This window comes from Vibrio pomeroyi (assembly GCF_024347595.1).
Lineage (GTDB): Bacteria > Pseudomonadota > Gammaproteobacteria > Enterobacterales > Vibrionaceae > Vibrio > Vibrio pomeroyi.
The window spans coordinates 2,140,617-2,165,425 of the sequence record NZ_AP025506.1 but is presented as its reverse complement, the minus strand read 5'-3'; the positions used below and the strand labels follow the sequence as shown (position 1 = coordinate 2,165,425).

General features: G+C 42.8%; 16 protein-coding genes. 10 read left to right on the top strand and 6 right to left on the bottom strand.

Features of this window, described 5'->3' with window-relative positions:
• Positions 1 to 136: 136 nt before the first annotated feature.
• From OCV12_RS09580 to OCV12_RS09560, 5 genes are all read left to right on the top strand, one after another.
• On the top strand, positions 137 to 2,215 hold the full coding sequence (locus OCV12_RS09580) for a DUF4962 domain-containing protein (protein ID WP_261884515.1): 2,079 nt from the start codon (positions 137 to 139) through the stop codon (positions 2,213 to 2,215).
• Between the two features lie 686 nt (positions 2,216 to 2,901).
• Positions 2,902 to 3,783 (top strand): NAD(P)-dependent oxidoreductase, encoded by an 882-nt coding sequence (locus OCV12_RS09575; protein WP_004733521.1) that lies wholly within the window; start codon positions 2,902 to 2,904, stop codon positions 3,781 to 3,783.
• Positions 3,784 to 4,982: 1,199 nt separating this feature from the next.
• Positions 4,983 to 6,854, top strand: coding sequence for a methyl-accepting chemotaxis protein (locus tag OCV12_RS09570; protein ID WP_261885950.1), 1,872 nt, complete (start codon positions 4,983 to 4,985; stop codon positions 6,852 to 6,854).
• Positions 6,855 to 7,092: 238 nt separating this feature from the next.
• Positions 7,093 to 8,844: a polysaccharide lyase family 7 protein gene (locus OCV12_RS09565; protein WP_261884514.1), complete on the top strand. Its 1,752-nt coding sequence runs from the start codon at positions 7,093 to 7,095 to the stop codon at positions 8,842 to 8,844.
• A gap of 494 nt (positions 8,845 to 9,338) precedes the next feature.
• The gene (locus OCV12_RS09560) at positions 9,339 to 10,907 is read left to right on the top strand and encodes a polysaccharide lyase family 7 protein (RefSeq protein WP_123304927.1); all 1,569 of its coding nucleotides are present in this window, start codon (positions 9,339 to 9,341) and stop codon (positions 10,905 to 10,907) included.
• A 954-nt stretch (positions 10,908 to 11,861) separates the two neighbouring features.
• Here OCV12_RS09560 and OCV12_RS09555 read toward each other — a convergent pair.
• Positions 11,862 to 13,100 (bottom strand): right-handed parallel beta-helix repeat-containing protein, encoded by a 1,239-nt coding sequence (locus OCV12_RS09555; RefSeq protein ID WP_261884513.1) that lies wholly within the window; start codon positions 13,098 to 13,100, stop codon positions 11,862 to 11,864.
• A gap of 191 nt (positions 13,101 to 13,291) precedes the next feature.
• Positions 13,292 to 14,152 (bottom strand): oligogalacturonate-specific porin KdgM family protein, encoded by an 861-nt coding sequence (locus OCV12_RS09550; RefSeq protein WP_176681024.1) that lies wholly within the window; start codon positions 14,150 to 14,152, stop codon positions 13,292 to 13,294.
• Positions 14,153 to 14,661: 509 nt separating this feature from the next.
• Between OCV12_RS09550 and OCV12_RS09545 the strand changes: the two genes are divergently transcribed.
• On the top strand, positions 14,662 to 15,513 hold the full coding sequence (locus OCV12_RS09545; RefSeq protein ID WP_239849068.1) for a polysaccharide lyase family 7 protein: 852 nt from the start codon (positions 14,662 to 14,664) through the stop codon (positions 15,511 to 15,513).
• Positions 15,514 to 15,578: 65 nt separating this feature from the next.
• Positions 15,579 to 16,616 carry a polysaccharide lyase family 7 protein gene (locus tag OCV12_RS09540; protein WP_239849069.1) on the top strand — a complete coding sequence of 346 codons (1,038 nt, stop codon included), beginning with the start codon at positions 15,579 to 15,581 and terminating at the stop codon, positions 16,614 to 16,616.
• 278 nt (positions 16,617 to 16,894) lie between these two features.
• Here OCV12_RS09540 and OCV12_RS09535 read toward each other — a convergent pair whose 3' ends face one another.
• The 3 genes from OCV12_RS09535 to OCV12_RS09525 form a co-directional block, all read right to left on the bottom strand.
• Positions 16,895 to 18,262: an MATE family efflux transporter gene (locus OCV12_RS09535; protein WP_261884512.1), complete on the bottom strand. Its 1,368-nt coding sequence runs from the start codon at positions 18,260 to 18,262 to the stop codon at positions 16,895 to 16,897.
• 147 nt (positions 18,263 to 18,409) lie between these two features.
• The gene (locus OCV12_RS09530) at positions 18,410 to 19,132 is read right to left on the bottom strand and encodes a FadR/GntR family transcriptional regulator (protein WP_017632465.1); all 723 of its coding nucleotides are present in this window, start codon (positions 19,130 to 19,132) and stop codon (positions 18,410 to 18,412) included.
• A 176-nt stretch (positions 19,133 to 19,308) separates the two neighbouring features.
• Complete coding sequence (locus tag OCV12_RS09525; RefSeq protein ID WP_261884511.1) at positions 19,309 to 20,085, bottom strand: SDR family NAD(P)-dependent oxidoreductase; 777 nt, start codon at positions 20,083 to 20,085, stop codon at positions 19,309 to 19,311.
• Between the two features lie 342 nt (positions 20,086 to 20,427).
• Here OCV12_RS09525 and OCV12_RS09520 point away from each other — a divergent pair, with 342 nt between their 5' ends.
• The 3 genes from OCV12_RS09520 to OCV12_RS09510 all read left to right on the top strand — a co-directional run bounded on the left by OCV12_RS09520 (position 20,428) and on the right by OCV12_RS09510 (position 23,991).
• Positions 20,428 to 21,147, top strand: a complete 720-nt coding sequence (locus OCV12_RS09520; RefSeq protein WP_017632463.1) for a FadR/GntR family transcriptional regulator — start codon at positions 20,428 to 20,430, stop codon at positions 21,145 to 21,147.
• A 265-nt stretch (positions 21,148 to 21,412) separates the two neighbouring features.
• Positions 21,413 to 23,275, top strand: a complete 1,863-nt coding sequence (locus OCV12_RS09515) for a DUF294 nucleotidyltransferase-like domain-containing protein (protein ID WP_017632462.1) — start codon at positions 21,413 to 21,415, stop codon at positions 23,273 to 23,275.
• The gene (locus tag OCV12_RS09510; RefSeq protein WP_048663523.1) at positions 23,275 to 23,991 is read left to right on the top strand and encodes a 3'-5' exonuclease; all 717 of its coding nucleotides are present in this window, start codon (positions 23,275 to 23,277) and stop codon (positions 23,989 to 23,991) included. The genes OCV12_RS09515 and OCV12_RS09510 overlap by 1 nt, the downstream gene beginning before the upstream one ends.
• Positions 23,992 to 24,124: 133 nt before the next feature.
• On the opposite strand, the gene OCV12_RS09505 is transcribed toward OCV12_RS09510, so the two are convergent.
• Positions 24,125 to 24,799 carry an oligogalacturonate-specific porin KdgM family protein gene (locus tag OCV12_RS09505; protein WP_017632460.1) on the bottom strand — a complete coding sequence of 225 codons (675 nt, stop codon included), beginning with the start codon at positions 24,797 to 24,799 and terminating at the stop codon, positions 24,125 to 24,127.
• Between the last annotated feature and the right edge of the window lie 10 nt (positions 24,800 to 24,809).

The window sequence follows — 24,809 nt, the reverse complement described above, 5'->3', positions numbered from 1 at the left end:
GGAGTGCAACATCAGACCTAAATCACGAAAACTGTAAAAAAGTGTTCAATCGAATCGAAACAGATTTAATTGTCCTACAATAAGACGTATATTATTGCTAATTCCTTTCAGTCAACTTGAATATAAGTGAGTTAGAATGAGCGACCAAAAATCTCTTGATGCAATCAGGAAGATGAAGCTGGAGAATGACACTTCAGCAGGTAATCTTGTAGACCTACTCCCTATCGAAGTACAAAAACGTGACTTCGACCTATCATTCCTAGACAACTTGAGCGAAGCACGTCCACGTCTTCTTGTTCAAGCTGATCAGCTAGAAGAATTCAAAGCAAAAGTGAAAGCTGATGAAGCTCACTGCATGTTTGATGATTTCTACAACAACTCTACCGTTAAGTTCCTTGAGACAGCGCCTTTCGAAGAGCCTCAAGCGTACCCAGCGGAAACAGTAGGCAAAGCTTCTTTGTGGCGTCCTTACTGGCGTCAAATGTACGTTGATTGCCAAATGGCACTGAACGCGACACGTAACCTAGCGATTGCTGGTGTGGTAAAAGAAGACGAAGCGCTAATTGCGAAAGCAAAAGCTTGGACTCTAAAACTGTCTACGTACGATCCAGAAGGTGTGACTTCTCGTGGCTATAACGATGAGGCGGCTTTCCGTGTTATCGCGGCTATGGCTTGGGGTTACGACTGGCTACACGGCTACTTCACAGATGAAGAACGTCAGCAAGTTCAAGATGCTTTGATTGAGCGTCTAGACGAAATCATGCACCACCTAAAAGTGACGGTTGATCTATTGAACAACCCACTAAACAGCCACGGTGTTCGTTCTATCTCTTCTGCTATTATCCCAACGTGTATCGCGCTTTACCACGATCACCCGAAAGCAGGCGAGTACATTGCTTACGCTCTAGAATACTACGCAGTACATTACCCACCATGGGGCGGTGTAGACGGTGGTTGGGCTGAAGGCCCTGACTACTGGAACACGCAAACTGCATTCTTAGGCGAAGCATTCGACCTATTAAAAGCATACTGTGGCGTAGACATGTTCAATAAAACATTCTACGAAAACACAGGTGACTTCCCGCTTTACTGCATGCCTGTTCACTCTAAGCGCGCAAGCTTTTGTGACCAGTCTTCAATCGGTGATTTCCCAGGTCTAAAACTGGCTTATAACATCAAGCACTACGCAGGTGTTAACCAGAAGCCTGAGTACGTTTGGTACTACAACCAACTTAAAGGCCGTGATACTGAAGCGCATACGAAGTTCTACAACTTCGGCTGGTGGGACTTCGGTTACGACGATCTGCGCTTCAACATTCTTTGGGATGCACCAGAAGAGAAAGCGCCATCAAACGATCCATTGTTGAAAGTGTTCCCAATCACTGGCTGGGCTGCATTCCACAACAAGATGACTGAACGTGATAACCATATTCACATGGTATTCAAGTGTTCTCCGTTTGGCTCAATCAGCCACTCTCACGGTGACCAAAACGCATTCACATTGCATGCATTTGGTGAAACGCTAGCGTCAATCACTGGCTACTACGGTGGTTTCGGTGTTGATATGCACACCAAATGGCGTCGTCACACGTTCTCTAAAAACTTGCCATTATTTGGTGGTAAAGGTCAGTACGGCGAGAACAAGAACACAGGTTACGAGAACCACCAAGACCGTTTCTGTATTGAAGCGGGCGGCACTATCTCTGACTTCGACACAGAGTCTGATGTGAAGATGGTTGAAGGTGATGCAACGGCATCTTACAAGTACTTCGTTCCTGAAATCGAATCTTACAAGCGTAAGATCTGGTTTGTTCAAGGTAAAGTATTTGTAATGCAAGACAAGGCGACACTTTCTGAAGAGAAAGACATGACTTGGCTAATGCACACAACTTTCGCAAACGAAGTGGCTGATAAGTCTTTTACTATCCGTGGCGAAGTAGCGCACCTAGACGTAAACTTCATTAACGAGTCTGCTGACAACATTACTTCAGTTAAGAACGTTGAAGGCTTCGGCGAAGTTGACCCATACGAGTTTGAAGATCTTGAAATTCACCGTCACGTTGAAGTGGAATTCAAGCCATCGAAAGAGCACAACATCCTAACGCTTCTTGTTCCTAATAAGAACCAAGGCGAGCAAGTTGAAGTATCTCACAAGCTTGAAGGCAACACGCTACTGCTTAATGTTGACGGCGAAACGGTTTCAATTGAACTGTAATCTGCTGAAATAACAGAAGCGATATATTAAAAACTCCAGGCGAAAGCTTGGAGTTTTTTAGTTTGTAGGGTGAAAAGGGGAACACTGTTAGTTTGGGCGAGATTGGCGATGCTGCATAGCAGTTTAAAGGCATCGCAGTTAACAGGCAGCACAGTTTAAACACATCGCAGGTTACACCGCTGTGTCACAAGCCTCTATTAAAGTGTATTCACACAGGCTCAAACAGCGCGACAACTGCATTTGATAGGCATCTCGATGTCAAACCAATCGATACAGGAGCAATAGTAGGTAAGGGGTTGATGAACTACGCAGATTAAGGGAGAGGGATGTTCCTGCCACGTTTGAGTGCTTGTTTACAGTGAATGCTCTTAGTCATTGACTGCTTTAATACTAACTACTTTAGACTGACTGAAAAAAGAAGCAGTAAGTTAACAATAGTTAGAGGCGTGGCTTATTCTTAATAATCGTATGACATTTAACGTATGTTATTTCATCAATCGGCGAATTTTTGAGTGGGATATCGTTCCTCAAAGTACAAAGCGTGACCATATTCTCTCGTAAAGTGAATCCCCGTCACAACTTGCGTCTAAGCATCGAAGGATTACCCTAAAACTATTGCGTAACGGAAAAGACGTCGTTATTATAATGACCATATAATCATACAATACTATATTTGGAGTTTGAACATGACTAAACCTGTAATCGGTTTCATTGGCCTAGGTCTTATGGGCGGCAACATGGTTGAAAACCTACAAAAGCGCGGCTACCACGTAAACGTAATGGATCTAAGCGCTGAAGCTGTTGCTCGCGTTACAGATCGCGGCAATGCGACTGCATTCACTTCTGCTAAAGAACTAGCTGCTGCAAGTGACATCGTTCAGTTTTGTCTTACAACTTCAGCTGTTGTTGAAAAAATCGTTTACGGCGAAGACGGCGTTCTAGCGGGCATCAAAGAAGGCGCAGTACTAGTAGACTTCGGTACTTCTATCCCTGCTTCTACTAAGAAAATCGGCGCAGCTCTAGCTGAAAAAGGCGCGGGCATGATCGACGCACCTCTAGGTCGTACTCCTGCACACGCTAAAGATGGTCTTCTGAACATCATGGCTGCTGGCGACATGGAAACTTTCAACAAAGTTAAACCTGTTCTTGAAGAGCAAGGCGAAAACGTATTCCACCTAGGTGCTCTAGGTTCAGGTCACGTTACTAAGCTTGTAAACAACTTCATGGGCATGACGACTGTTGCAACTATGTCTCAAGCTTTCGCTGTTGCTCAACGCGCTGGTGTTGATGGCCAACAACTGTTTGACATCATGTCTGCAGGTCCATCTAACTCTCCGTTCATGCAATTCTGTAAGTTCTACGCAGTAGACGGCGAAGAGAAGCTAGGTTTCTCTGTTGCTAACGCTAACAAAGACCTTGGTTACTTCCTTGCTCTTTGTGAAGAGCTAGGTACTGAGTCTCTAATCGCTCAAGGTACTGCAACAAGCCTACAAGCTGCTGTTGACGCAGGCATGGGTAACAACGATGTACCAGTAATCTTCGACTACTTCGCTAAACTAGAGAAGTAATCGACGTACGACCTCGCTAGGGTATTGCCTGTCTTTTAGGCGGCGATACCTCAGCGAGGTTCGTTTTTATCTGAACAAGGTCTAATCTACAAGCTTGTTTTATCTCAAATCCCGCTTTATCCTCGCTCCCTGTTTTATCCTCGCTCCCTGTTTTATCCTTAATACCAGTTTGCTCCCACGGTTTCACTCTCCCTCGTAAAACCCGCAGCCATCAGTATTAATTTTCTCGCTCTACTCTTTTGCTTCTTATTGTTCTACCTAATCAAAACTGTGCCTGTTTCGACTTTCCTTTTATCTCAATTTTGAATGCTGCAAAGCTGCTTGTTAACACTTAACGCCTCCAGAAACGCTTCGTTCTAGACGTGCTTCGCTATGTATCCGCTGACTCTCTATTCTCACATGATCAAATATCTAATACCGTCATTAATCCGCGATAGTTCGTACTGTAGAGCACTAACCAAAACCCGCAGCAATAATCAACAAAACAAAAAAAGCCCACACAGCTGGTGACTATGTGGGCGTATTCGGACGAGCCGTCTGAAAAAACGAATGAACAATCTAAGTGAAGTACCGCTTAACGAGATCCCCCGACAGTTTCTACGTTAACCGTGTTCAATAACCTTAAAGCTAGACGCTTCAATTTCCACTTTGAATTGCACAAAAGCATTCAGAAAGAACTTAAGTTATGATTCAAATACACCATAACTTAAGGCTTATTGTATTACAAATAAATTTTAAGGTTGAATGCCTTTAGTGAATGGTTAGTTAGTGAAAATGTGACTTGAGGCTCACTTTCCTAGTCAGGTGACCGAAAGTGATATGAATAATTTGAGTAGAGGCATTATCGGCGAAGTTTCAGGTAATTATCTGAAAGTTGATCAGTTTTGATTGGTTAATTATTCGTTTCTAATCGCGTTAAAAGTTCAAACTCATAAATGATACCTATGTCACAGGGTGATTTTAACCAGTTTTGATATATCAAGATCGCTCACAGAAAGCGCAGCTAATTAAGCATACAATATTAATTAAATTAATGGTTGTGATGATGGAACGGTATGAACAAGTTTTGCTTCCCGTATCTTCGTGTATCTAAAAAATGACCATTTCATTCGGATGAAAATAATAGACATAGGTTGATATGGATGATGAGTTTTATGAATTCAAAATTGTCTCTAGGGTTTAAAGGAAAATTGATTTTAATGGTGGCGATCGTCAGTTCTAGTGCCTTGGCATTTACTAACTGGTTCACGCTTAACTTGGCGACTGATCAGGTAAACCAAACAATTTATAACGAGATTGATCACTCGCTAACGATAGAAATTAATCAGATTGAAAGTACCGTTCAGCGCACCATAGATACGGTCAATTCCGTTGCACAAGAGTTCATGAAATCTCCATACCAAGTGCCAAATGAAGCCCTGATGCATTACGCGGCTAAGCTCGGTGGCATTGACAAAATTGTAGTGGGTTTTGACGACGGCCGTTCTTACACTTCTCGTCCTTCAGAATCTTTCCCTAACGGTGTTGGAATCAAAGAAAAATACAACCCAACGACTCGCCCTTGGTACCAACAAGCGAAATTGAAATCAGGCTTATTTTTTAGTGATCTGTTTTTCACTAAGAGTACTCAAGTGCCTATGATTGGTGTGACTTACTCATACCAAGATCGCGTGATCATGGCGGACATTCGATTTGATGATTTGGAAGCTCAGCTCAAACAGTTAGATAGCATCTACGAAGCGAAAGGTATCATCGTGGATGAGAGAGGGATGGTTGTCGCATCCACAATAGAAAACGTCCTTCCACAGAGTAATATCTCTTCTGCTGACGCCTTAATGAAACTCAACAAGGCCATCGAACGACCGGATCAATTCATTGAAGGTGTTATTGATGGTAATCAGCGAATCTTGATGGCTAAGAAGGTCGATATTGGCAGCCAGAAAGAGTGGTACATGATTTCAAGTATTGACCCTGAACTTGCGCTCAATCAGCTGAATGGCGTGATGTCAGATGCTCGAATGCTGATTATTGCTTGTGTATTGGGGTCAGTCATATTGATGATTCTACTCCTGAATCGTTTCTACCGCCCAATTGTGTCACTGCGTAAAATTGTTCACGACCTTTCTCAAGGTAATGGCGACCTGACTCAAAGGCTTGCCGAGAAAGGCAATGACGACCTAGGACACATCGCCAAAGACATCAACTTGTTCATCATTGGCCTTCAAGAGATGGTTAAAGACGTGAAATTCAAGAACTCGGATCTTGATACTAAGGTATTAAGTATTCGAGAAGGCTGTAAAGAAACCAGCGATGTACTGAAAGTTCATACCGATGAAACGGTTCAGGTGGTCTCTGCGATTAATGGATTGTCTGAAGCTTCAAGTGAAGTAGAGAAGAACTCACAATCAGCGGCAGAAGCAGCGCGAGATGCGGCCGTGTTCAGTGACGAGACTAAGCAAATTAACACGGTGACAGAAACGTATATCAGTGATCTTGAGAAGCAAGTTTGCACGACGTCTGATGATATTCGTTCTATGGCTAATGAAACACAGAGCATTCAGTCGATAGTGTCTGTGATTGGTGGTATTGCTGAGCAAACCAACTTGCTTGCATTAAACGCATCCATAGAGGCGGCGAGAGCAGGCGAGCATGGTCGAGGTTTTGCTGTGGTGGCTGACGAAGTCCGTGCGCTAGCCAACCGAACTCAAATCAGTACCTCTGAAATAGAAGAGGCGTTATCTGGGTTGCAGTCGAAATCAGATGGCTTGGTCAAATCGATTGAGTTAACCAAGAGCAATTGCGAGATGACTCGTGCTCAAGTTGTCCAAGCGGTAAACATGCTAGCGAAGCTAACGGAACAGATGGAAACCGTGAGTCGTTTCAACAACGATATTTCAGGATCTTCTGTTGAGCAAAATGCGCTGATTCATAGTATCGCTAAGAACATGCATAAGATTGAAAGCTTCGTTGAGGAACTCAATAAGCTAAGCCAAGACCAACTAACAGGATCCGCTGAAATCAAAACACTGAATGGCAGCGTTAGCGAGCTAATGAGTAGCTTTAAAGTCTGACGTTTCTATTAATAAACAATAAAAATCAATGCGTTAATTTTGGTTTTTAGCCTGAGAGCCACTCATAACCTATCGAGTTTAGAGTGGCCTTTCTGCGTTGTTTTTGTCTATAAACCCTCGGTGAAAACTGTTCATATCGCCTCATTTGCCGCATCTCACATTCTGATAAATAGATAATTGACATAAAATAGTACAAATATACATTATCACTCTACTCTTATGGATAAGTGAGATAAATGTGAATAAGCCAATCCTCATCGTCGCGCTCGCTTCGCTCACCTATGGCTGCGGTGGAAGCAGTTCAAATAGTTCAAGTGATAGCAATGACTCTTCTGATAACACCAATCCGGGTACGTCTTTTGGCGTTGTTGCGCCTTATGATATTGCTAAGTATCAAAACATCCTCTCCAGCTCTGACCTTCAGGTATCGGATCCTAACGGCACAGAGGGTAACAAAACCTCTGAAGTGAAAGATGGTGATTTCGATGGTTACATCAGTGATTACTTTTACGCAGATGAAGAGACGGAAAACCTAATTTTTAGAATGGCGAACTATAAGATGCGTTCTGAGGTTCGTGAGGGAGAAAACTTCGATATCAATGAAACGGGTGTAAGACGAAGCCTGTATGCGGAAATAAGCTTACCTGATATCGAACATGCAATGGCGAGTTCACCTGCCGATCATGATGAAGTGACGTTGCTACAAATACACAATAAGGGCACTGATGAGAGTGGGACAGGTTACATCCCTCATCCGTTATTGCGTGTGGTGTGGGAACAAGAGAGGGACGGCCTCACAGGGCATTATTGGGCTGTTATGAAGAAGAATGCAACTGACTGTAGCAGTGCGGCGGACTCTTCGGATTGTTATGCTACTTCATACAATCGTTACGATTTAGGTGAGGCGGAACTGGATAGCTTTACCAAGTTTGATCTTTCTGTTTATGAGAACACACTGTCGATCAAAGTAAATGATGAAGTAAAAGTGAATCAAGACATCGCGTATTGGCAACACCTGTTGAGCTATTTCAAAGCGGGTATCTATAACCAATTCGAGAATGGTGAAGCGACTGCTTACTATCAGGCGCTGAGATACACCACGACTCAAATCAATGGGTCAAACGATTGGGACATTAATGATTGGAAGCTGACCATTCCGGCAAGTAAAGATACTTGGTATGGAAGCGGTGGTGATAGTGCTGCTGAGTTAGAACCGGAACGTTGTGACTCGAGTAAAGATCTTCTTTCAAATGACAGCGACGTGTACCACAGCGATATTAATCTTTCTTACTTCAATGCAGATGAAGGAAGAATGCACTTTAGAGCGGATATGGGATATGGCACCTCTACGCAAAACTCTAGCTATATTCGCTCTGAGCTCAGAGAGCTATACCAAAGCAGTGCTCAACCAGATTGCAGCACCAGCGATGAAGATACGAGTTGGTATTTGGACGACACTAGAACCAACGCAACCAGTCACGAGTTAACCGCAACCCTGAGAATCGAGGACTATCCGAACATTAATAGCCAAGAGCCGAAAGTGGTGCTTGGTCAAATACACGGCTGGAAGATCAATCAAGCCCTAGTGAAGTTGCTTTGGGAAGGTGAGGGTAAGCCAGTACGAGTGATTCTGAACTCTGACTTTGAACGAAACAACCAAGACTGCGGTCATTGCGAACCGTTCAGTGTTGAGTTAGGGACTTATTCGGCCAGTGAAGAATGGCGATATACGATACGAGCCAACCAAGACGGTGTGTACTTAGCAACCCATGACTTAGATGGAACCAACACCGTTTCCCATTCAATCCCTTGGGGACAAGATTACACCGACAAAGATGGGGACACGGTGTCGTTAACATCAGATTGGACATCGGCAGATATTGCTTTCTATTTCAAAGCGGGCATCTATCCACAATTTAAGCCTGATAACGACTATGCCGGTGAGGTATTCGATGTGAGCTTCAGCTCTCTTAGAGCGTCACACTATTGAGTTTCCTGAGACTTGGGACTTGAATGCGATCACTGATGCTTGAGTAGCCTCACTTCTCTTTGAATAGCTAGAACGGTGACTTAAAAGACCACATTGGTTTACAGCAATGTGGTCTTTTTACGTTCTGGGAGGAGGGAGGAGGGAGGAGGGAGGAGGGAGGCAATCGTTGAATTTGATCGTTGAAAAGAACGGATTCACTGGATTCAAAACCTGTTATTTCAGCTGGGGTGTTTTGGTCTTGCTAGTCTATTTCGTATTCAATTTTTTTATATATTGTTTTTATCAATAGGAAGTGTGATCCAGTTAAAGTATGGACAAATCGGAAAGTGTTCCCAGTCTCATTTATTCAACGAAATATTTTATTTGTATTATAAGATTACGTAATATTTTAATGTTATCGCAAATACTGAGAGGGGAATCGCCTTATAGCTCGTGTTTGCTGATTTAGCTTTCACTTACGAACGCTGTCTTTGTATTATAATAATGGATTAAATATGAAACAAATTACTCTAAAAACCTTACTCGCTTCTTCTATTCTACTTGCGGTTGGTTGTGCGAGCACGAGCACGACGACTGCTGATTTTCCAAATAACAAAGAAACGGGTGAAGCGCTTCTAACGCCTGTTTCAGTTGCCGCTAGTAGCCATGATGGTAACGGCCCAGATCGTCTAATTGACCAAGATCTAACAACACGTTGGTCTTCAGCGGGTGACGGTGAGTGGGCAATGCTAGATTATGGTTCAGTTCAAGAATTTGACGCTGTGCAAGCATCATTCAGTAAAGGTAATGAGCGCCAATCTAAGTTTGATATCCAAGTGAGCGTCGATGGTGAAACCTGGACGACGGTACTTGAGAACCAGCTGAGTTCTGGTAAAGCTATCGGCCTTGAGCGTTTCCAATTTGAGCCTGCGGTGAAAGCACGTTACGTAAGATATGTTGGTCACGGTAACACCAAAAACGGTTGGAACAGTGTGACTGGATTAGCCGCAGTTAACTGTAGCATTAACGCATGTCCTGCTAGCCATATCATCACTTCAGACGTGGTAGCTGCAGAAGCGGTAATTATCGCTGAAATGAAAGCGGCAGAAAAAGCACGTAAAGCAGCGCGTAAAGATCTACGCTCTGGTAACTTCGGCGTAGCAGCGGTTTACCCTTGTGAGACTTCGGTTGAATGTGATACGCGCAGCGCACTACCTGTTCCGACAGGCCTACCAGCAACACCCGTTGCCGGTAATGCACCGAGTGAAAACTTCGACATGACTCATTGGTACCTATCTCAACCATTCGATCATGACAAAAACGGCAAGCCTGATGATGTGTCTGAGTGGAACCTTGCAAACGGTTACCAGCACCCTGAAATCTTCTACACAGCGGATGATGGCGGCCTAGTATTCAAGGCTTACGTGAAAGGTGTACGTACCTCTAAAAACACTAAGTACGCACGTACTGAGCTTCGTGAAATGATGCGTCGTGGTGACCAGTCTATTAGCACTAAAGGTGTTAACAAGAACAACTGGGTATTCTCAAGCGCACCTGAATCTGATTTAGAAGCTGCGGCAGGTATTGATGGCGTTCTAGAAGCGACATTGAAAATCGACCACGCAACAACAACGGGTAATGCGAATGAAGTAGGTCGCTTTATCATTGGTCAGATTCACGATCAAAACGATGAGCCGATTCGTTTGTACTACCGTAAATTGCCAAACCAACCAACGGGTGCAGTTTACTTTGCACACGAAAGCCAAGACGCAACAAAAGAGGATTTCTACCCTCTAGTGGGCGATATGACGGCTGAAGTGGGTGAAGATGGTATCGCGCTTGGCGAAGTGTTCAGCTACCGCATTGACGTTAAAGGCAACACGATGACGGTTACGTTAATGCGTGAAGGCAAAGACGACGTTGTACAAGTGGTTGACATGAGCAACAGCGGCTACGACGTTGGCGGCAAGTACATGTACTTCAAAGCGGGTGTTTACAACCAAAACATCAGCGGCGACCTAGACGATTACTCACAAGCGACTTTCTACCAACTAGACGTATCGCACGATCAATACAAAAAGTAGTCTGACCGAATAACACTTAATATTTAAGTTATCGTAATAGCCTCCAACCTCAGGGTTTGGAGGCTTTTTTGTGTGTGTTGTTTGGACGTGAAATTATGATTTTATTGAGTAAAGGGTGAAGGGTAGCTATCAGTGACACAGAATTTAGGACATTATCATCAAGTTCATTCAGTATTAACTTCAGTCATTATCAGTTTCAGTCGCTATTAATCCCCCAAGCGCCGCTCATGATTAATCTCAGCTACTAATAGGTCAACTTGTCGCGGATTCAAACCCAAATAATGTCGTTATGTTTATCGGAATCACCATAGTTCGAAAACTTTGCCCTCGTTCTTAAGGTATTTACCTATGTGCGTTTATTTACGAACATATTATTGTGTGTGGCCTACTAATAAATGTTAGATCGGCTGATTACTCCCGTACTGTTCTTGAAACTGTCACTCTTGGGGTGTTTAGCAAGACTCCTAGAAAAAGCCATAAATAGTGCACTAACTCGTTCATAAATAGAATGGTAGGGTTAGCCATCACTCTATTAGAGCCAATGCTTTATGAAATACTAGACGGGCTCAAGTCGATAATGAACGACTCTATTAGCTCAAGGTTATGTGTTTTAGCGTTAGTTACTTGCAGGTCGTAAATGCCCTGATTGTAGTTGTACGGTGACGCTGAACAATAATTTTCAGGTATTAGTATAGAATTGAGAGACTTTGTCTATCTATGATAGATACAGGGCTTTGAGAGGGTTAGAACAGTAGAATGAAAATTAGCGCTAGAGTTATTCTGGTTTTTAATTAGAGTTAATAAAATAGATATTTGGATTGTTAAATTTAATCGTGTCATAAGCTCTGTGTTTTAAAAAATAAAAAAGCCATAGCAGTTGCTATGGCTTTGAATAAGTCAGGTTCTAAGATAAGCAAACAGCAAGTCAACTTGTCTGTTTTGATATTCCTAGTCTTAGTTCAAGATGTTTTCTTTACCTGCCGCAGTGTTAACTGCAGATGGTTGTGCGTAAATAGCTGTATTTCTAAAATCGCTAGTGTTGTCTGCTGAAAGTAGGGTTTTATAACCATTGAACGTATTACTTTCGACAGTTACATTACAGGTGTTGTTATTTTCGCTAACCTTTATTTCCCCACCGCTAGAATCACCAACTTTAATTCCGCCCACATCACTACCACCCGACTTAATAGTGAACGTATTATTTGTGATTTGTGAACCAAATCGCGCGTTGTTACTACTACAGTTAATACGAATTGCATTATTTTGGATACTGCCACTTAAACCGACAAATTCGCTATTGTCTAATGTAAAGTAACCTCGAGAGAATAACCAACTTGCTTTTTTAGTACCTAGATCATCTTCGGTAATTCCGTTTGCATCGAACTTTAGGTTTTCAAGTGCTACAGGATCTGAATCTTTACCAATTTTACCAATGATGATCGCACCAGTTTCATTATCTGAAGTACCTGCTGACTCTCTACCAAAACATCCGGCCAAATTATCATTGGCAAAAGTCATGTTTTTGATACTAGCACCGGGTGCAGTGACATCAATACAAGCATCTCCGGTAATTGTTACCAAACTAGCACCATCAAGTATAACGGCTTTGTTTAACTCGATAACGCCAGTATCAAATGTACCTTGAGATGATAGTTCAATAGTTGCGCCTTCTTCTGCTGATGCAATCGCAGCGTTCACATCATCGACTGATTTAGGTTTTCCATCATCGGCATTTTCTAATGCAGTTATAACAGATTCATCTGTAATCTCTGTTGCTGAGTAAGCTGTTTCTACGTCATCTTTTTCACATGTCATATCTAGCTGTTGCTCAGTCACTGTGTAAGTACAGTCCTTACCTTCAAAGGAAACAACACCTTCTTCTTCAGCAGTATATATTGAACTCTCAAAAGTGAAGCCATTAGCTACGTCTCCACTGTAAATGCTTAGAGCACGAGTACCTTCTTCATCATTATCAAAGCGATATGGTGAAGTTCCGCTGAGTGACTGTGCAGCAACAGCACCACCTGTCAGATCCCAATAGACGTTTTCTATAGAGTAAACTTCAACAGGTTCAACAGGTTCAACAGGGTCAGTTCCGCCTGGGTCTGTTGGAATAGGTAAACCATCACTGTTACAACCAAATAATAAACCTGTCGAAAGAGCGACAGCAGTAGCGATTTTAGAAATCTGCATAAAATATTCTCTTTATGATATTAAATCCGTATGTAAACCACATAAGAAATAGATAATGAATAGGCGTTAAATATTTTTTAGGATTAAACAATATTTATTAGAACGTCCTATTCTTTAAAATAAAGTAATTAAATATGCCCCAAAATTTTACAAGAGGAGAGGGGTGCTTTAATAAATTGACTATTTTCTAATTAGAATGAGTAAGCAACGCCAACACGGTATTTTGCTTCGCGATCTTTAGAAGACGAACTGATATCAGATGACCAGATTTCAGCAAAAGGTTTCCAAGAACCGAATTTGTAGTTAACTTTTAAGCCTGCATCCCATTCCCAGTCATCGCTGTTGTAAAGCAGTACGTTATCCAAAGATTTCACGTAGTTTGCTTCGTAAGAAAGACCAAGTTTAGGTAGAGATTGAATTTTGTAAGAACCCGTTAGTGTGACTTTTGATTTCTGTGCTGATTCTAAACGCTCACCAGTCTCTGAATCTTTGTCACCAAATTGAGTGTGATTACGGAAATCAGCATACTCGTGACGGTAACGAATAGCCGTTGTTAGACCCATGTCTGCTTTATAGCCAACACGGAATTGAGGTTTGTAAGTGACCTTTTTCATTTTCCAGTCACCGCCGTTGTAGTTCGGCTCATCCCAGTCCCAAGCGATTGGCATACCTACTTGTAGATACCAGTTGTTATCGACCTTGTAAGTTGCTGTATTCTCGACTTCCATGCCGTAAATGTACCAGTTGCCATCATAGAAGCTTCTACTGTTCGCTGATTTAACTTCGCCAGAGTCTGCGTCGTAGTAAGAGTCGTCAGTATGGAATTTAACTTCAAGGCCAGTTGAGTGCTTCCACTTATCAGATAGCTTAAAGCTGTGGCCTAGTTTCACGCGGTGCTGGTGGCGAGCGTCAACATGAGCTTCATCTCCATTAGTTTTTGTATAGTCAGTCGCTGCACGATACTCATAACGGTAATCAAGTGTTGTTGCTGATGCCATGCCTGCAAATAAAGTTGTTGCCACTGCGATAGCAACCGTATTCATTTTTTTCATCATTACTCTCATATTTTTAGATTTAAAATTAAGTAAAGGTAGGGTTTTTCTTCCGAGCTACTTAATAACTCATACAATAATCTTATATGTTAAGTTTATGAAAAACCGTGAGCTAGGTTGAAATTCGAATAAATTGGATATTGACTAGTTTGTTAATTCAGTTGTGAGTCACTGATTTTTGGAATGGTATATACACAAAACGGCATAATTTGTTAATTATGGTTGCTCTTGGTTAACAAATTTAACTTTTTACCGCCTGTTTATATCAAAACGTTATGAATATCCCACTTTCAGTGCTGTGTTTAATGTCAATAATGACAGCCCTCTCAATTTTTCAATGTTGCCGAGAAATGCAAAATCCATGTGATAAAATAATACAAATGTTTTATGGGTTGATGTGGCGATATGTGACTCCCAACTATCAGATAAATCGATTTTTTATCTTTTTGGTTGTTCTGTTTTTGGTCGCCATGCTTTGAATGTTTATCCAATGGATGGTTAAAAGAAAAATGAAAAACCTAGTATGTTTGGCGATAACGGCGTCACTTTCCCTCGGCGCACATGCTTCTGATATGGGAGTTCCTGCTGACTACAGTCAGTTTCAAGACATTCTCAAACTCTCTAAGCTGCAAATGTCTGATCCAGAAGGGAAACCTGGGAACAAGAAAGATTATGCGAGCAAAGGCAACTTTGATGGCGTTGTGTTTGAACACTTCTATGTTGATGAACCCACTCAAGCATTGGTCTTTAAAATGGCGGGTTACAAGAATCGCAGTGAGATTCGCGTCAATGACAATTTTAAGGTCGATGAGCCTAATAAGTACCATCATCTGAGTGCTGAGTTTATGCCCATTAATCCTCGTGATTCGGTAAAAAACAGCGAAAAAAAACGTGATGAAATGACGTACCTGCAAGTGCATAACAAAGGGACGTACTACGATGGAAAACCAGGTTCTCATGGTGAAGGGTATATTCCCCATCCTTTAGTTCGTGTGGTTTATGACGCCGACCGAAGTGGTAAGACAGATTGGTATTGGGCAATCATTAAAAATAATGCCGTTAACTGTAGTTCAAAGAGTGGAAATAAAGGCTCAACGGAATGCAAAAAGGCTTATATAAAATTACCATTGGGGCCAATAGCTGAAAAAGGCGCAGATAAGTTCGATATTTATGTCGGCAACCAAAGGTTAATTATTAACCATAACGGCAGCACTGTTGTTAATCATGACATTAGTTATTGGAAAGATATGGTTAGCTATTATAAAGCGGGCGTTTATAACCAATTCAAAAATGGTGAAAGCGAAGCTCACTTTTACAATTTAGTTTATTCAATTAAAGATTCACCTGTTATTACCAACTAGTTTTCTTACACCTAGTTAATATTAATGGGTTTACAAATACTCGTTTGTTATTAAGGATAATTTGGATGTTCAAAAAAAATATGCTTGCTATAGCTTTGCTATCAGCAGTTCCTATTGTGTCATTTGCGAATAATGGTGTGTCTTATCCAGTTCCCGCTGATAAGTTTGATATGCGTAATTGGAAAATAACGATCCCTTCAGATATTAACGAAGATGGACGTGTTGATGAAATCGAAGGGGTAGCAATGATGAGCTACTCACATAGCGATTTCTTCCATCTTGATAAAGACGGTAATCTCGTCTTTGAAGTACAAAACCAAGCGATTACCACGAAGAACTCGAAAAACGCACGCTCTGAATTACGCCAGATGCCACGCGGTGCTGATTTCTCAATCGATACGGCTGACAAAGGAAACCAGTGGGCATTATCAAGCCACCCAGCGGCGAGTGAATACAGTGCGGTTGGTGGGACATTAGAAGCGACACTAAAAGTGAATCACGTTGCGATTAATGCTAAGCACCCAGAAAGGTATCCAGCTCACTCAGTGGTTGTTGGTCAGATACACGCGAAGAAACACGATGCTTTGATCAAAGCAAAAACAGGTTACGGCCATGGTAACGAACCCCTAAAGATCTTCTATAAGAAGTTTCCTGATCAAGAGATGGGCTCAGTCTTTTGGAACTATGAACGTAACTTAGAGAAGAAAGATCCTAACCGTGCTGATATTGCTTACCCAGTTTGGGGCAATACTTGGGAAAACCCAACAGAACCTGGTGAAGCGGGAATTGCTCTAGGTGAAGAGTTCAGCTACAAAGTGGAAGTGAAGGGTACAATGATGTACCTCACATTTGAAACGGCTCGCCACGATACGGTTAAGTATGAAATCGACTTGAGCAAGGGCATTGACGAACTTGATTCGCCAACAGGTTATGCGGAAGATGACTTTTACTATAAAGCGGGTGCGTACGGTCAATGTAGTGTAAGCGACTCTCACCCAGTTTGGGGCCCAGGTTGTGCTGGCACTGGCGATTTCGCTGTCGATAAAAAGAACGGCGATTACAACAGTGTGACTTTCTCAGCCCTTAAGCTGAACGGCAAATAGTACATGCCATCACCAGTAGGCTAGCAGGGTTAACCAGAATCTAGCCATGGTAGATGTTTTCTTAAGACCACTTAAACGAATGTTGAGTGGTCTTTTTGTTTTATAGGAGTTTTAAACCAGCGAGAGCGTAGTGAAGCTTATCAATGAAAGGTACAGCCAAAACAATACAACCTTGCCAAAGGACAAGGTTGTATTCAGAAAGCTTAGACAGAGCTTAGATATCTTTTAGAGATAACTCTGACCCTTAGAGTCAGTTCGAGATGAACGACATACCATCACTAGTCATACATCAACTCATTGGCCTTGTTTGCATCAAACTCTTTAAGAGATTTACGCGCCAAGTGACGGAATGGGAAGGCTTTGACTATCTCTTCGAATGGTTGGATGGCAAATGCCCAAAAGATGGAGCCGTCTAAACCAAAGATGATCAATGCGCAAAGCGGGATTGAAACGACCCATTGACCCGTAAAGTTGATTTTGAATACGTCAGTGGTTTTGCCTAATGCTCTTAATACGTGCCCGTGAACGGTGTTGTAACCACGAACGATTGGCAAGAAGATGTAGAGTGGGGCAATAACAGCCAAAGCTTGATAAGTCGAGGCGTCAAGATCTGGGTAAATATCGCCAATCACCAAACTTAAACCTGCAAACATCACCGCACAAACCACAGAAATACCAACCGCCACATCAATACTGCTATCAACGTTTTTGGTTAGGTCATCCATTTTCTTCGAACCGATCGCTTGGCTGATCGTAATCGCGGAAGAATGGGCCCAAGCCGTAATGAATTGAGTACCGGCACGTATCCACGGCATCACCAGAGTAATCGCTACGTAAGCATTAATATTGAGCTGTGAGTACAACAGCTGATAGATCGTCGCGCCAATCGAAAGCATGGTCACGTTCGCTGCGACAGGGAAAATCTCAATGAAGTGACGACGGATGTTAGTGATGAACTCTGACTTTTCAGTATCCAGTTTCAACGACACAGATGAATCGTAATGCACACATAGAATCAAATACACAAGACGAATCGTAATGGCGATAACACTGCCTAGTGCTGCACCTTGTACACCAATCCCTTCAAAGTTTGAGAAGCCATGAATAAGCACATAAGAGAGCACAGCGTTGACAGGCAGTTCGATTAAGTAACCTTTAAACGGAACCTTAGTTCTGCCCAGTCCATTAAACAAGGCAATGATTACTTGTGTTAAGGCTGTGAAGATCACCAGATATTTTGAGATGTCTAGATAATGACTGATCTCAAGGTGAAGTGTCTTATCGTCGGTTAGGGCTTGGATTAGAGGTTGTTCAAAAAAGGTCAGCAGAAGCCAAAACATCGATGCGACGCCAACATTGATGAACAGACCCGCCCAAAATGCTTTGGATAGTGAAGAGCTGACACCAGAACCGACTGCGCGGCTGAGAACCAGCTGGGTACCATTAGCCAACGCCATTTGAATACCCAACACAAACGCGATGATGGTCGTGGCAATGCCCATTGCAGCAAGAGGTATTTCACCAAGGGGAGAAACCAATAGCGTGTCGATCATCAACATCGACTGCATCAGTAATGCGTTTAAGGCGAGGGGCCAGGCGAGAGAGAAGTTTTTCCTTACGTACGATTGCGAAGACACAAACAACACCTTATGTGTATAACCGTAAGCTTTCTCTGAGACGACCCGACTTCAAGGTTTAAAGATGAAACACTACGGTATGGATGGTAAAAAATTGGACGCTAAAATGTGACTGACTCGTGTATTGATATACACGAGTCAGTGGGTAAATATTGGTTATGCGATGGCGAGTTCAACCCGAGATAGCTTTTGGTTTTCATCGTCTAGTAACACTTGTGAGGCTATTCGAGCCTGCTGGGCGTTACCCGACATAATCGCATCGTATATCGCTTTATGCTCTTCTAAACAGAAGCGACCGCCTTCGGCTGAATGGTCGATAAATTGCTTGAAGATTGTCGACAGAATATTCGCGAATGGGATGTAGAACTGATTACCTGTCGATAAGAAAATCGTTTGGTGAAACAGGTGGTCGTTGGTTGTCCACTCTTCATAATCAAAGCTATTGGCCGCAATAGTCATTTTTTGGAACAGAATCGAAAGCTCTTTGCGTTGCTCTACCGTGGCGTTGGTTGCTGCTAGCGCACACGCTTCTGGGTCAATCGCTTTTCTTAAGCCTAAGAACTGAGACAAGAAGGGTTTGGTGTCTTCTAAGTCTTGAATCCAGTACAGCAATTGCGGATCTAAGAAGTGCCATTGCGTTCTTGGCTTGATACGAGTGCCGACTTTCGGCTTTGACTCAATCAACCCCTTTGCAGAAAGTAGCTTGGTTGATTCTCGAAGGGCAGTTCTGCTTACTCCAAAGATATCGCACAGCTCCATTTCGCTAGGTAACTTTTGATTTTCTTGTAACTCGCCAGATAAGATCTTACGAGCAATTTGTCGCGCCACTTGAACATGAATTCGGCGGCTTGAATCTTCCACCAATGTAAATATTGACATTTAAACCACCTGAAATTGAAACTTTAAAAACAAAAAAAGCCAGACGAATCTGGCGTTTTGATGTCAGTGTATACGTCTAATATAGCGTGAGGTTTTGCCTCATCTATTAAGGTCTTGTGACCTAATGTAATGTGTAACTTAAAGTGCTGCCTTAAAGCTGAGCTACAGCCGTTAAGCTAAGGCGCTATCTGTCCGCCGTTGACATCCAAGATTTGTCCTGTGATGTAACCGCTGCAAGCATGGGATGCAAAGAAAGCAAAAGTCGGTGCAACTTCTTCGATATCGCCAAAGCGCCCCATTGGGATGTTGCTAGCAATGTTCGATTTTAGCTCGTCGCTTTTACCATCGTGAAATGCAGTATCGATAGTGCCCGGAGAAACAATGTTGAAACGGATATTGTCTTTCGCAAACTCTTTCACCCAGTTACGGTGAATGTCGTGTAACCACGCTTTTGAAGCTGCATAGATGCCAGCACCCACACCGCCACCTTCACGAGCGGCAATCGAACCCGTGCTGATAACACACGATGTTTGCCCCGACTCAGCAGCAGAAGCACGTAAGTGGGGGATAGAGAACTTGGTTGTCATTAATGCAGAGCGAACGTTGAGATCCATGACTCGTTCATAAAACTCGTCATCGATACTTTCTAGATTTGCACGACCGCCTAAGCCACCTGCGTTATTGATCAAGACATCCATGCCACCAAAATGCTCAGTGAACTCTTTAACTAATCTTTCGCACTCTGATGTGTCCATCAGATTTGCTGGGAAAAACGCAACATCACCACCCAGTGCAGTGAGTTCTGTTAGAACGTCATCCACTTTTTGGCTGAAAGCACGACTATTGATGCCAATCTTTGCACCATACTTTGCAAAAATACGTGCGGTAGCTAAGCCCATACCAGCGGTAGAGCCAGTAATTAGAATGCGTTTGCCTTTTAAATCGTTAAACATCAGAGTCGCCTATATTGTAGATTATTTGCGTGAATAAATCATACAATAACACTTGCCATATTCAAGGGTGTTCATCTCAAAACCGATCATTAACGACATAAATAGTGAGAGTAAGAGTGGTTTTGTGAGTTTGCGCATACTCAAAAAGTGTAAATAAGAACTATTTGTATGAATAAATAGATTGAAGAGGTCTAATGTGTTGAATAGGTATAAGGTGAGTGAAATATTGCTCTAGACTATATCAGGAGTGACCTCACGTTATTCTTATACTGAGTTGGTGCAGATATAAATCAGTGCTATAGTCCGGGTTAAATAATACATATCTAATAAGTAAGTAGACACATGGCTGGCTCTTTCAATTCGATTTCAGGCTCTAAGCGAAGCCTTCATGTGCAAGTTGCACGTGAAATCGCTCGTGGTATTTTGTCGGGCAATTTGCCTCAAGGTTCTATTATCCCTGGTGAAATGGCTCTGTGTGAGCAATTTGGTATCAGTAGAACAGCATTAAGAGAAGCGGTGAAACTTCTGACTTCAAAAGGTCTACTAGAATCTCGTCCTAAGATTGGTACTCGTGTGGTTGACCGCGCATTCTGGAACTTCCTCGATCCACAATTGATCGAGTGGATGGATGGCCTAGCTGACACTGACCAATTTTGTCACCAGTTCTTAGGCTTACGCCGTGCGATTGAGCCAGAAGCGTGTGCGTTGGCTGCTCAATTTGCGAGCGCTGAGCAACGTATTGAACTATCGGGTATTTTCCAACAGATGGTAGAAATCTCGAGTGCCGAAGAATTCGACCAAGAGAGTTGGTTAGATATCGACATGAAGTTCCACAGCTTGATTTTCAACGCAACGGGCAACGACTTCTACCTGCCGTTTGGTAATATCTTGACGACGATGTTTGTTAACTTTATTTCTCACTCTTCTGAAGAGGGAAGTACGTGTATTAACGAACACCGTCAAATTTATGAAGCAATCATGGCGGGTAACAGTGATAAAGCGCGCCAAGCGTCTGCAAGTCACCTGTTGGAAACGAACCACAGACTACCAGTCGCTAGCTGATTGTTTTAAAAAGCTTTTGTTTTAAAAAGACTTTGGTTTTAGAAAGACCCTGATTTAAAAACGATTTTTATTTTTTGGATCTTAAACAAAACAGAAAGCACTCTTAAAAAAGCACGTTCAATACGTGCTTTTTTTGTCTTTAAATTTGATGAAAACCTGACCAGTGTCCAATATTTAATCTATTATTTGCCGTTTTATTAAAATCACTAGTAACCAGTATTTTAAGTTATATAATAATACTAATTAAATTATTGTGAGTGTGATTATGCCCCAGTCTCTGCTGCCAAATATTCTTCAATTCATCGGTCAGATAGATCCTTTCGATAAGATCCCTAAAGAAGCACTTCGTGAACTTGCCTCTAATGTTCAGATCACTTACCTCGGCAAAGGGGATGTGGTTGATCTGTGTGAGTCGGGTAAAGAGAAGTCGCTCTATATCATTCGAACGGGCTCGATGGAGCAGAGAAAATCAGATGGCGTACTTCGTGCGCGCTTAGGCAGTGAAGATTTGTTCGGCTTTACGTTCTTAGATTCTGAAGTAAACGACGAGAAAGGCTATCGAGCCGTCGCCATCGAAAACACCTTACTTTATGTGATTCCACACTCGGCACTTCAAACGCTGTTCAAGGCATTTCCAAGTTGTGCAGAACACTTTGCATCACAGGCTCAGGTTCGCTTGAAGTCGGCGCTTGATGTGGTGTGGTCAAATAAAGAGAAGGGTTTGTTCATTCGTAAGGTTGAAGAGGTGGCAAGCGGGCAGGTGGCCATCGTTAAGTCTGAGCAAACCATCCAATCGGTCGCGGTAGAAATGCTGCATCAACGCTCTCCTTGTGCGGTGATTTATGAAGGTGAAACCATTGTTGGCTTGATCACCGACCGTGATATGACCAAACGCGTGATTGCGCACGGTGTTAGCACTGAAAATTTAATCTCTGAGGTAATGACGCATTCTCCACTCACGGTAAAACCGGACGATCTTGTGTTGCATGCCGCATCTATCATGATGCAATTCAACATTCGTAACCTGCCTGTAGTGAAAGAGAACAAAGTCGTTGGCCTTCTGACGACGTCTCACTTAGTTCAAAATCACCGTGTTCAAGCGATCTTCTTAATCGAGAAAATCAAATACGCGGGCAGCGTGAAAACCATGTCTTCCTTCACTTCAGAGCGACAAGCAATCTTTGAAGCGCTGGTGGAAGGTAAGGTTGCACCGGAAACGGTCGGCAAGGTAATGACCATGATTATGGATGCCTACACACGCCGATTGATTCAGATCGCGATTGATAAGTTGGGCCCACCGCCGTGTGATTTCTCATGGATTGTTGCAGGTTCGCATGCTCGTAACGAAGTTCACATGCTCTCTGATCAAGACAGTGCGATCGTACTGGCAGACGATGCAACCGACAGTGATCGTATTTACTTCAAACACTTAGCCATGATGGTGACCAACGGCTTAGCGAGCTGTGACTACCCACTCTGTCCGGGTAAATTCATGGCAGCGACGCCAAAATGGTGTCAACCGCTCAGCGTATGGAAGCACTACTATAAAAAGTGGGTGGCAAACCCTGAGTACGAACGCTTACTTAACATCAGTGTGTTCCTAGAGATTCGTACAATTTACGGCAATAGTGAATTTGAAGGCATTCTTCGTGATGAACTGCATAATAATATTCGCAGCAATCGTGAGTTCTTAAGCACGTTGGTGAAAGATGCGGTGAATACCAACCCGCCTTTGGGTATCTTCAATAGCTTGGTACTTGAGAAGTCAGGTGAGAACAAGAAAACACTTAACGTGAAGAAGTACGCTATTAATTTGATCATCGATTTAGCGCGTATTTACGGTCTGGCGGTGGAGTGTGATTTGTCGGCAACGGACGAACGCTTTGCTGCTGCCAATGAAAAAGGCATGTTGAGCGATGATGCGTTCAAGAACATCCTTGGCGCGTATCAGTTCATTCTGTCTTTCCGTTTCGGCCACCAATTAGAAGCGTTGAAGAACGGGGAAGTGCCAGACAACAATATCAACCCAGACAGCTTTGGTAGCTTTGAACGTAAGCACTTGAAAGATGCCTTTAGAATCATTGCCGACCTTCAAGAAGCGGCGAAAATTCGTTTCGGAGCGCGTTAATGAAAGCCTTGTTGAACTACTTTCATCCGCTTGAGCGAATAAAACGCAAGCGTAAGCAATATCTGGGTACGGTTAAGCTGCCAGAAGCGTTACATGATCTGGTAGAACAGCCTTGTCCTGAAATGACGGATTTGGCTAAAGACAGCGACTATATTGTGTTGGATCTTGAAACCACAGGCTTAGACAGTGAGCAAGATCTTATCTTGTCTATGGGATGGGTCGATGTGGTGAAAGGACGAATCGATTTGGCTTCGGCCAAGCATATCTACCTGAACAATGATTCTCAGATCAACGCTGAAACTGCGGTAATTAACCACATCACACCACAGATGTTAGAAGAGGGGGCATCCATTCATGATGCGATGCTCACTTTCTTCGAAGCAGCGAAAGGCAAGATTATTGTTGCACACGCTTGTGTGGTCGAAGAGAAGTTCATTAGCCAATATTTGCTGAGATGTTATGGCTTAAGGCAACTGCCTTTACTTTGGTTGGATACATTGTGTATTGAGAAGAGCATGGAGAAAGCGATCAGCAACCATGAAGAAGTGGACTTAACTCTGGCTGGGACGCGTGCAAGGTATGGGCTTCCGGAGTACAACAGCCACAATGCACTAGCCGATGCCGTCTCGACCGCAGAGTTGTTTTTAGCTCAACAGAAGAGAGTCGTGCCTAACGATGAAGTGACCGTTTCATTTCTTTATCGGATCAGTCACTAAGGACAGAAGCCCCACGTACTCGATTCTTGTTTGAATGAGCCGAGTTTAAACGATAAAAAGCCAGCGATTAAGCTGGCTTTTGTTTAGGTCTTAGAAAATTAGGACAGTAATTATCTTAGATTTTTAATGCCTCTTAGAAGCTGTAAGTGATACCTACACGGCTACGTAGTTGACGGTCACGGCTGTCTTGAACGTTACCGAACTCAACGTATGGACGCCAGCTCCAGTCAGCCTCTTTGTAACCCACTTTAAGGTTGTAATCCCACTCGTTGTCAGCACCGCCGCCGCCAGTCCACTCATTATCAATGAAGTCTTCTGCGTAGTTAGCTTCGAAGCCGAACTGCCAAGCATTCCAGTTGTAATCGATGTTACCTGTTACTTTACTGCGGTTCTTGTTGTCGTTTGAAGAATCAGAGGTGTAGTCACGGAACTCGTGACGGTAGCGAAGCTTCGCTTTTACACCTGAATCGAAAGAGTATTGAACACGTACTTGTGGTTTGTAGGTTACGCTATCAGAACCAAATGTTACTGGCATACTTGGTTGGATTAACCAGTGATCGCTGATTTTGAATTTGTAGCCGTATTCAAACTCGTTGTCCGCTGCTTCCCACTCAGAGAAAGGCTTACCTTTTTGCTTCATTTCAGCGCCAAAGAAGTGGTTGTCTACAGAACCGCTCATTTTGATACGGCTTGCCCAGTCTTCAGAACCATGTTTGTACTCTTGGCGTGCGTCAAGTGATGCTGCTGATACGCTGCCTGCAAATAGAGTAGCGACGACAGCTAAAGCGATTTTATTATTTTTTAACATTGTTATGTTC

Excerpts from the sequence above, each read along its gene's own strand:
- OCV12_RS09520 (WP_017632463.1), top strand. The coding sequence starts at position 20,428 with ATGGCTGGCTCTTTCAATTCGATTTCAGGCTCTAAGCGAAGCCTTCAT.
- OCV12_RS09570 (WP_261885950.1), top strand. The coding sequence starts at position 4,983 with ATGGTGGCGATCGTCAGTTCTAGTGCCTTGGCATTTACTAACTGGTTC.
- OCV12_RS09580 (WP_261884515.1), top strand. The coding sequence starts at position 137 with ATGAGCGACCAAAAATCTCTTGATGCAATCAGGAAGATGAAGCTGGAG.
- OCV12_RS09530 (WP_017632465.1), bottom strand. The coding sequence starts at position 19,132 with ATGTCAATATTTACATTGGTGGAAGATTCAAGCCGCCGAATTCATGTT.
- OCV12_RS09575 (WP_004733521.1), top strand. The coding sequence starts at position 2,902 with ATGACTAAACCTGTAATCGGTTTCATTGGCCTAGGTCTTATGGGCGGC.
- OCV12_RS09525 (WP_261884511.1), bottom strand. The coding sequence starts at position 20,085 with ATGTTTAACGATTTAAAAGGCAAACGCATTCTAATTACTGGCTCTACC.
- OCV12_RS09505 (WP_017632460.1), bottom strand. The coding sequence starts at position 24,799 with ATGTTAAAAAATAATAAAATCGCTTTAGCTGTCGTCGCTACTCTATTT.
- OCV12_RS09560 (WP_123304927.1), top strand. The coding sequence starts at position 9,339 with ATGAAACAAATTACTCTAAAAACCTTACTCGCTTCTTCTATTCTACTT.
- OCV12_RS09515 (WP_017632462.1), top strand. The coding sequence starts at position 21,413 with ATGCCCCAGTCTCTGCTGCCAAATATTCTTCAATTCATCGGTCAGATA.
- OCV12_RS09545 (WP_239849068.1), top strand. The coding sequence starts at position 14,662 with ATGAAAAACCTAGTATGTTTGGCGATAACGGCGTCACTTTCCCTCGGC.
- OCV12_RS09540 (WP_239849069.1), top strand. The coding sequence starts at position 15,579 with ATGTTCAAAAAAAATATGCTTGCTATAGCTTTGCTATCAGCAGTTCCT.
- OCV12_RS09555 (WP_261884513.1), bottom strand. The coding sequence starts at position 13,100 with ATGCAGATTTCTAAAATCGCTACTGCTGTCGCTCTTTCGACAGGTTTA.
- OCV12_RS09510 (WP_048663523.1), top strand. The coding sequence starts at position 23,275 with ATGAAAGCCTTGTTGAACTACTTTCATCCGCTTGAGCGAATAAAACGC.
- OCV12_RS09550 (WP_176681024.1), bottom strand. The coding sequence starts at position 14,152 with ATGAAAAAAATGAATACGGTTGCTATCGCAGTGGCAACAACTTTATTT.